Below are 7,471 nucleotides of genomic sequence, written 5' to 3'. Positions count from 1 at the left end.
CGCTGCTGCTGTTTCATGTTTACCTCCCTCTCGGTAGTTTACCAAGCGGGAGTGTCCATCGTCATCAGGATACCTCAGTGTTTCAAATGCACTTTCCGGTTAAACCGCTATCTTCAGCCCGTCGGGCTTGTACACTTTCAGGAGCGCCTTGGCCATGTCGGCGGGGCTTTGGGCCACGCTGATGCCGCACTCTTCCAGAATGGCGACCTTCTCCGTGGCCGTCCCCTTGCCGCCGGCAATGATGGCGCCGGCGTGACCCATGCGCTTGCCCGGAGGGGCGGTGATCCCGGCGATGTAGGCTGCCACCGGCTTGGTCATGTGCTCCTTGACGAAGCGAGCCCCCTCTTCCTCGGAGTTGCCGCCGATCTCGCCGATCATGATCACCGCCTCGGTATCCGGGTCCTCCTCGAACATCCGGAGCACGTCCACGTGGTTGGTGCCGTTCACCGGATCGCCCCCGATGCCGACGCAGGTGGACTGGCCGAGACCCACGTTGGTGAGCTGCCAGACCGCCTCGTAGGTAAGGGTGCCGGAGCGGGAGACAACCCCCACTTTCCCCGGCTTGTGGATGTAGCCAGGCATGATGCCGATCTTGCACTCGCCCGGGGTGATGACCCCGGGGCAGTTGGGGCCCACGAGCCGGGTCTTTTTCCCCTGCATGTATTGCTTCACCTTCACCATGTCGAGAACCGGGATCCCCTCGGTGATGCAGATGGCCAGCTCGATGCCGGCGTCGACCGCCTCCATGATGGCGTCAGCCGCAAACGGCGGCGGTACGTAGATGACCGAGGCGGTGGCGCCGGTCTGGTAGACCGCATCCCTCACCGTATCGTAGACGGGGAAGCCGTCGATAACCGTCCCCCCCTTGCCGGGGGTGACGCCGCCGACCATCTGCGAGCCGTACTCCCGGGCCCCCTGCGCGTGAAAGAGGCCGGTGGCGCCGAGGCCCTGGGTGATGACTTTCGTGTCTTTATTGATAAGAATGCTCATCTCTCTCCCCTCCTCAGGCGGCAACGGCCTGGACGATTTTCTGTGCTCCGTCGGCCATGCCGTCGGCGGCCACGATATTGAGCCCGCTCTCAGCCAGCATCTGCTTGCCGAGGGCCACGTTGGTCCCTTCGAGCCGTACCACGAGCGGCACCTGGAGCGATACCTGCCGCGCCGCCTCGATGACGCCGGTGGCGATGACGTCGCACTTCATGATGCCGCCGAAGATGTTGACGAAGATCCCCTTCACGTTCTTGTCGGAGAGGATGATCTTGAAGGCCTCGGTGACCCGCTCGATGGTGGCCCCGCCCCCCACGTCCAGGAAGTTGGCCGGCTCGCCGCCGGAGAACTTGATGATGTCCATGGTGGCCATTGCGAGACCGGCGCCGTTCACGAGGCAGCCGATGTTGCCGTTCAGGGAGACGTAGGAGAGGTCATGCTGGGAGGCCTCAACCTCGTTGGGATCCTCCTCGTCGTAGTCGCGCATGTCGGCGATCTGCAGGTGCCGGAAGATGGCGTTATCGTCAAAGCCGAATTTGGCGTCCAGGGCCAGAAGGTCCCCTTCCTTGGTGACGACCAGGGGATTTATTTCGAGAAGCGAGCAGTCGCAGGCGATGAAGGTGGTGTAGAGATTCTCCAGGAGCTTCTGCGCCTTGGGAAGAAGTTTCCCGGTGAGCCCCAGGCTGAAGGCCAGGTTGCGGCACTGGAACGGGGTCAGACCCACCAGGGGGTCGATGGCTTCCTTGAAGATCTTCTCCGGGGTTTTTTCCGCCACTTCCTCAATGTCCATCCCCCCTTCGGTGGAGGCCATGACCGTCACTTTGGAGGTGGACCGATCCACCAGGAGGCTCACGTACAGCTCCCGGTCAATGTTGCAGCCGTTCTCCACCAGGACCCGGGTGACGACCTTGCCGTCGGGACCGGTCTGATGGGTGCGCAGGGTCATGCCGAGCATGTTGCGGGCGATGAGCTGGACTTCTTCGTTGGTGCGGGCCAGCTTGACCCCCCCACCCTTGCCGCGGCCGCCGGCGTGGATCTGGGCCTTCACCACCCAGGGGCCGTCACCGAGACGCTTGGCCCATTCACGGGCGCTCGCGCCGTTATAGCAGACGTGCCCGTCAGGAACGGGTACGCCGAATCTGCGAAGGATTGCTTTTGCCTGGTATTCGTGGATGTTCATCCGATTCCTCCCGCGAGTCAGTTTTTTTTATTCCCGTATCGCAGTACCAATTTAGCAATACGGTACTTCAATACCAATTTAATGGCAAGCAAAAATTTCACTTTTCATGGCGGCATATGGAAGTGACCATCAGTGCAGCAGCGTGCGAGATTTGTTCTAATGCATCGATAGCCATGCATGGTTATGGCAGGGGAGCTGCTTGCCCCGCCCGATCGGGGTACGGCAAGCAGCTCCTGTTCATCAGGGTTTGAATTCATGGCATTCTCCCTGGAGCAACTCGTGAGGCTCCTGCAAACCGTAGCTTTGCAGGAGCCTCATTTCTCAGGCAATCACCCTTTCCACCAGGATCTCGGCTATATCCCGGGGAACGAGCTTCCCTTCCAGCTCCGCTCCCTTGATCCCGTCCTCGAACATGGTGAGACAGAAGGGACAGTTGGAGACGAGGGTGCCGGTGCCGGTTTCCGCCGCCATCAGGGCGCGCTTGCCGCTGATTCGGCTCCCCAGTTTCTCTTCGGCCATGATCCGCCCGCCGCCGGCGCCGCAGCAGAACCCCTCCGCCCTGCTCCGTTCCATCTCGCGGATGGTGCCGCCCGCTGCCGCCACCAAGGCCCGCGGCTCTTCATAGAGGTCGTTGTGGCGGCCGATGTAGCAGGAGTCGTGGTAGGTGCAGTCGAAGCCATCGGCCTTCACCTTGAGTTTCCCTTCCTGGATGAGACGGTTCAGGAAGGTGGTGTAGTGCTCGGTCTCGATGCTGAAGCCGAGATCACGGTAATCCTTGGTCAGGGTGTTGAAGCAGTGGGGACAGGCGGTGACAACCTTTTTCACCTTGTAGGACTCCATGGTCTCAATGTTCTCAGTGGCCATGGACTGGTAGAGGTATTCGTTCCCCAGTTTCCGCATCGGCTCGCCGCAGCATTTCTCCTCCTTGCCGAGGATGCCGACCTTGACGCCGGCCGCGGCGCAGAGTTGAACGAAGCTGGTGGCGACCTTGATGTTGCGCTTGTCAAAGGATGCATAGCAGCCGACAAAGTAGAGGATGTCCACCTCGGCGTCGTCGGAGAGGCGCGTGACCGGAAGCCCTTCGGCCCAGTCGCCCCGGGAGGCGAACGCCAGACCGAGGGGGTTGCCGTTCACCTCGGTGTTGTCCATGGCCACCATGACCTCTTCGCCGGGGAATTCCCCTTCCATCAGCACCATGTTGCGGCGCATGTCCACGATCTTACCCACATGCTCGATGCTGGCCGGGCAGATTTCCTGGCATGCCCGGCAGGTGGTGCAGGACCAGAGGGCGTCCTTGCTCACAGTCTCGATGAGGTTCGCGTCCGGATTGGAGGAGGCCACCTCGCCCAACTGGTTGATGACCTTCATGGGTGAGAGGGGCTTTTCGGTGTTGTGGGCCGGACAGCGATCCTGGCAGCGCTTGCACTTGGTGCAGGCGTCGGTGTCGAAGACGTCTTTCCAGGTCAGGTCCTTGATCTGGGCCGCGCCGAAGCTCTCGGCGTCCTCGCTCTCCATGTTGAGGGTGACGAGGGCGCCCTTGGGGCCAAGATCAGCCAGGAAGTAGTTGGCGCTGGTGGTGAGGATGTGACGGAACTTGGTGAAGGGAATGGAGCAGATAAAGCCGATGACGAGAGCGAAGTGGAGCCACCACATCCCCTGGTGGAGGGCCCGGAGGGAACCCTCACCCATGCCGGAGAGTCCCTTGGCCACCACGAGGCCCACCGGCGACCACGCCGCCAGGGCCATGTTGTTGGGGAGTTCGGTCACGGCCATCCGGGCCCCTTCGATCACAAAACCGGTGATGAGAATGGCGAAGAGGAGGCCGTGCATGATGGCGTCGTCGCGGGTGGTTTCAAGCCCCTCGGGGCGCACCAGGTAGCGGCGGACGAAGAACCCGGCGAGCATGGCGATGGCCACGAGACCGGCAAGGTCGAGCACTGCCGAGAAGATGAGGTAGAAGTCCCCGTGAAGAAAACGGAACCCGAACAGAAGATCGGTGAAGTCGGCCTGGAGAGCCACGAAAACAGTGCCAATGAAGAGGAGAAAGAACCCCCAGAAGAAGAGCCCGTGGGCATAGCCCGGACCCTTGACCTTCAGCACCTTGCTCTGCAACAGGACGTTCTTCAGGAGGTTTTTGATGCGCACATCACGCTGGTCAAAGCGGTTCAGGGGCTTCCCCTGCTTGTAGATATTCAGCCGCTGCAACCCGCTTCGCACCAGAAATCCCAGGGCAACGAAGGTGAAGAGATACATCGGTATGAGGACCGATGCCCCGTGGCCGATATTCCAATAGAGTTCGCGGGTAGCTTCCATGGCTCAATCTCCAATAGTGTTGATAGGTTCACATCTCGAACAAAGTCTTACGACCCGGTAAAGTTCGGTTTCCGCTTTTCCACAAAGGCCCCCATCCCTTCCTTCTGGTCACGGGATGCGAAGAGGGAGGCGAAGAGGACCGACTCGTAGTCCATGCCGTCCGGTTCAGTCATATCGAGGCCCCGGCGGATGGCTTCCTTGGCATGGGCGACCCCGAGGAGGCCGTTGCCGACGATCCTGGCGGCTGTCTCAAGGGCTTTTCCCACCAGTTCCGCGGCCGGGAAGACGGCGTTGACGACCCCCCACTCCTTCGCTTCGGTGGCAGTCAGCATCTTTCCGGTGAAGATCAGCTCGTTGGCCCGGCTGCGCCCCAGGAGCCGTGCGAACTTTTGGGAACCGCCGAATCCGGGCATGATCCCGAGGGTCACCTCCGGCAGTCCCATCTTGGCGTTTTCCGAGGCGTAGATGAAATCGCAGGCCAGGGCCAGCTCCATCCCTCCCCCCAGGGCAAAGCCGTTGACGGCGGCGATGACCGGCTTGGGCATGGTGCCGATAAAGTTCACCAGCTTCTGTCCCGTGCGGGCGAAAACGAGGGCCTGCTGGGCGTCCATGACCGCCATCTCGGCGATGTCGGCCCCGGCAACGAAGGCCTTCTCGCCGCTGCCCGTGATGACGATCACCTTGACGGCCTGGTTGGCGTTCAACGCCTCGAAGGTCTCCTGCAACTCGGCAATCACCGAGGTGTGAAGGGCGTTCAGCACCTTGGGCCGGTTGATGGTCAGAAGCGCCACGCCATCTTTTATGTCAACTAGCAGATTCTCGGTTCCCATGGCATCTCCCCCAATCAGTAGGTGTAGAATCCCCGACCCGTCTTGCGGCCCAGATACCCGGCCTCAACCATCTTGACCAGGAGCGGACAGGGGCGGTACTTGCTATCCTTGAATCCTTCGTGGAGGACGTTCATGATGGCGAGGCAGGTGTCGAGGCCGATGAAGTCGGCCAGGGTCAGGGGCCCCATGGGCTGGTTGGTGCCGAGCTTCATCCCCTTGTCGATGTCCTCCACCGTGGCGATCCCCTCGAAGAGGGCAAAGGCCGCCTCGTTGATCATGGGGATGAGGATGCGGTTCACGATGAAACCGGGATAGTCGGCGGATACCGCCGTCTCCTTGCCGAGCCTTGCCACAAGCGCCGTGGTGGCGGCAAAGGTCTCATCGCTGGTGGCGAGCCCCCGGATCACCTCTACGAGCTGCATGACCGGCACCGGATTCATGAAGTGCATGCCGATGACCTTGTCGGGCCGTCCGGTCACCGCCGCAATGCGGGTGATGGGTATCGACGAGGTGTTGGAGGCGAGGATCGCCCCTGCTTTCACGATTCCGTCCAGCTTCCTGAAGATCTCCAGCTTCAGGGCTTCCTTCTCGGTCACCGCCTCGATGGCCATATCGCAGTCGGCCAGATCCTCCATGTCCTGGGTGGTGCGGATGCGCCCGATGATGGCCGGGATAGCGGCGCTTTCCAGCTGCCCCTTCTTGGCCTGGCGCTCCAGGTTCTTTTCGATGCCGGTCACAGCCTTGGCAAGCTGCGCCTCGGCGATATCGAACAGCACCACCTCTATTCCCTGCTGGGCCAGCACATGGGCGATGCCGCTCCCCATCTGCCCTGCGCCGAGTACACCGATTTTGCTAACCATTACCTGCCTCCATTTCAAAAACGGAATAACACGGAGCAACTGAGCAACAGAGAAAACAGGGTTTGAATAAAATAGAAATTTTTGTCTTTCTCCGTTGCTCAGTTGCTCTGTGTTTCAAATGGTTTTCAGACCCGCTCGAAGATTGCCGCCACCGCTTCGCCACCCCCGATGCAGAGCGTGGCGAGCCCATAGCGAGCCTGGCGACGATGCAGTTCGCGGACGACGGTTGCGGCCAGGCGTCCGCCGCTTGCCCCGAGGGGATGGCCGATGGCCACGGCCCCGCCGTTGACGTTGACCTTTTCCTCATCGAGTCCCAGTTGTTTGATGGCAAGCATGGTCACGGCGGCAAAGGCCTCGTTGATCTCGAACAGATCGATATCAGCGGGCTTCAGACCGGCCTTGGCGCAGACCTTTTCGATCGCCCCCACCGGCGCCTCGGTGAACTGGTCGGGATGCAGACTGTTGGATGCATAGGCCACCAGCCGCGCCTTGGGTTTGAGATTATATTTCTTCACCGCTTCGCCGCTGGCCAGAAGCGTCAGGGCAGCGCCGTCGTTAATGGTGGAGGCATTGCCGGCGGTGATGGTCCCGTCTTTCTTGAAGACGCCTTTCAGCCCCATCAGCTTGGGGAAATCAACCTTGAACGGCTCTTCGTCGTCACTGACGGTCACGTCCCCCTTGCGCCCCTTTTTTACGACCGGAACGATTTCATCCCGGAAGATTCCTTCTTTTACCGCTGTCTGGGCTTTCTGGTAGGAACGGAAGGCGAAGGCATCCTGATCCGCGCGGGAAATGCCGTGTTTTTCCGTGGTGGCCTCGGCGATCACCCCCATGTGGTTGCCGCTGTAAGGGTCCTGAAGGCCGTCATGTACCAGGAGGTCGACCAGTTCGCCGTTACCCAGCCGATAGCCGTTACGGCCTTTGGCGAGGAGATAGGGGGCCAGGGACATGTTCTCCATGCCGCCGGCGACAACCACGCCGGCATCACCGAGACGGATGGCATCGGCGCCGAGCATGAGCGCCTTGAGGCCGCTGCCGCAGACCTTGTTGATGGTCAAGGCAGGGATGCTGTCGGGGAGTTCTGCGTAGCGCATGGCCTGCCGGGCTGGGGCCTGCCCCGTCCCTCCCGCGAGAACCTGGCCGATAATCACCTCGTCCACGCCTTCGGCAGGAAGACCGGAGCGCTGAAGCAGCTCCCGGATGACGGTGGCGGCCAGGCGCGGCGCCTCCACATCGGACAACTCCCCCCCGAAGGATCCGAGGGGGGTGCGCAGCGATTCGATTACATAAACGTCACTCAT

General features: G+C 61.3%; 6 protein-coding genes. All 6 read right to left on the bottom strand.

Annotated elements, in window-relative coordinates:
- Nucleotides 1-99: 99 nt before the first annotated feature.
- Entirely contained in the window at nucleotides 100-990 is an 891-nt protein-coding gene (sucD, locus tag KJB29_RS15005) for a succinate--CoA ligase subunit alpha (RefSeq protein ID WP_215735231.1), read from the bottom strand.
- Nucleotides 991-1,003: 13 nt separating this feature from the next.
- Nucleotides 1,004-2,167 (bottom strand): ADP-forming succinate--CoA ligase subunit beta, encoded by a 1,164-nt coding sequence (sucC, locus tag KJB29_RS15000; protein WP_215735230.1) that lies wholly within the window; start codon nucleotides 2,165-2,167, stop codon nucleotides 1,004-1,006.
- Nucleotides 2,168-2,488: 321 nt separating this feature from the next.
- The gene (locus KJB29_RS14995; RefSeq protein WP_215735229.1) at nucleotides 2,489-4,480 is read right to left on the bottom strand and encodes a heterodisulfide reductase-related iron-sulfur binding cluster; all 1,992 of its coding nucleotides are present in this window, start codon (nucleotides 4,478-4,480) and stop codon (nucleotides 2,489-2,491) included.
- 47 nt (nucleotides 4,481-4,527) lie between these two features.
- A complete protein-coding gene (locus KJB29_RS14990) occupies nucleotides 4,528-5,310 on the bottom strand; it encodes an enoyl-CoA hydratase/isomerase family protein (protein ID WP_215735228.1) in 783 nt (260 codons plus the stop codon).
- A 14-nt stretch (nucleotides 5,311-5,324) separates the two neighbouring features.
- Nucleotides 5,325-6,170, bottom strand: coding sequence for a 3-hydroxybutyryl-CoA dehydrogenase (locus KJB29_RS14985; protein WP_215735227.1), 846 nt, complete (start codon nucleotides 6,168-6,170; stop codon nucleotides 5,325-5,327).
- Nucleotides 6,171-6,295: 125 nt separating this feature from the next.
- Nucleotides 6,296-7,471 (bottom strand): thiolase family protein, encoded by a 1,176-nt coding sequence (locus KJB29_RS14980; RefSeq protein WP_215735226.1) that lies wholly within the window; start codon nucleotides 7,469-7,471, stop codon nucleotides 6,296-6,298.

The sequence above is a fragment of the Geobacter grbiciae genome, from assembly GCF_018531165.1.
Taxonomy (GTDB): Bacteria; Desulfobacterota; Desulfuromonadia; order Geobacterales; family Geobacteraceae; genus Geobacter; species Geobacter metallireducens.
This window is presented reverse-complemented; position numbering and strand designations above follow the sequence as displayed.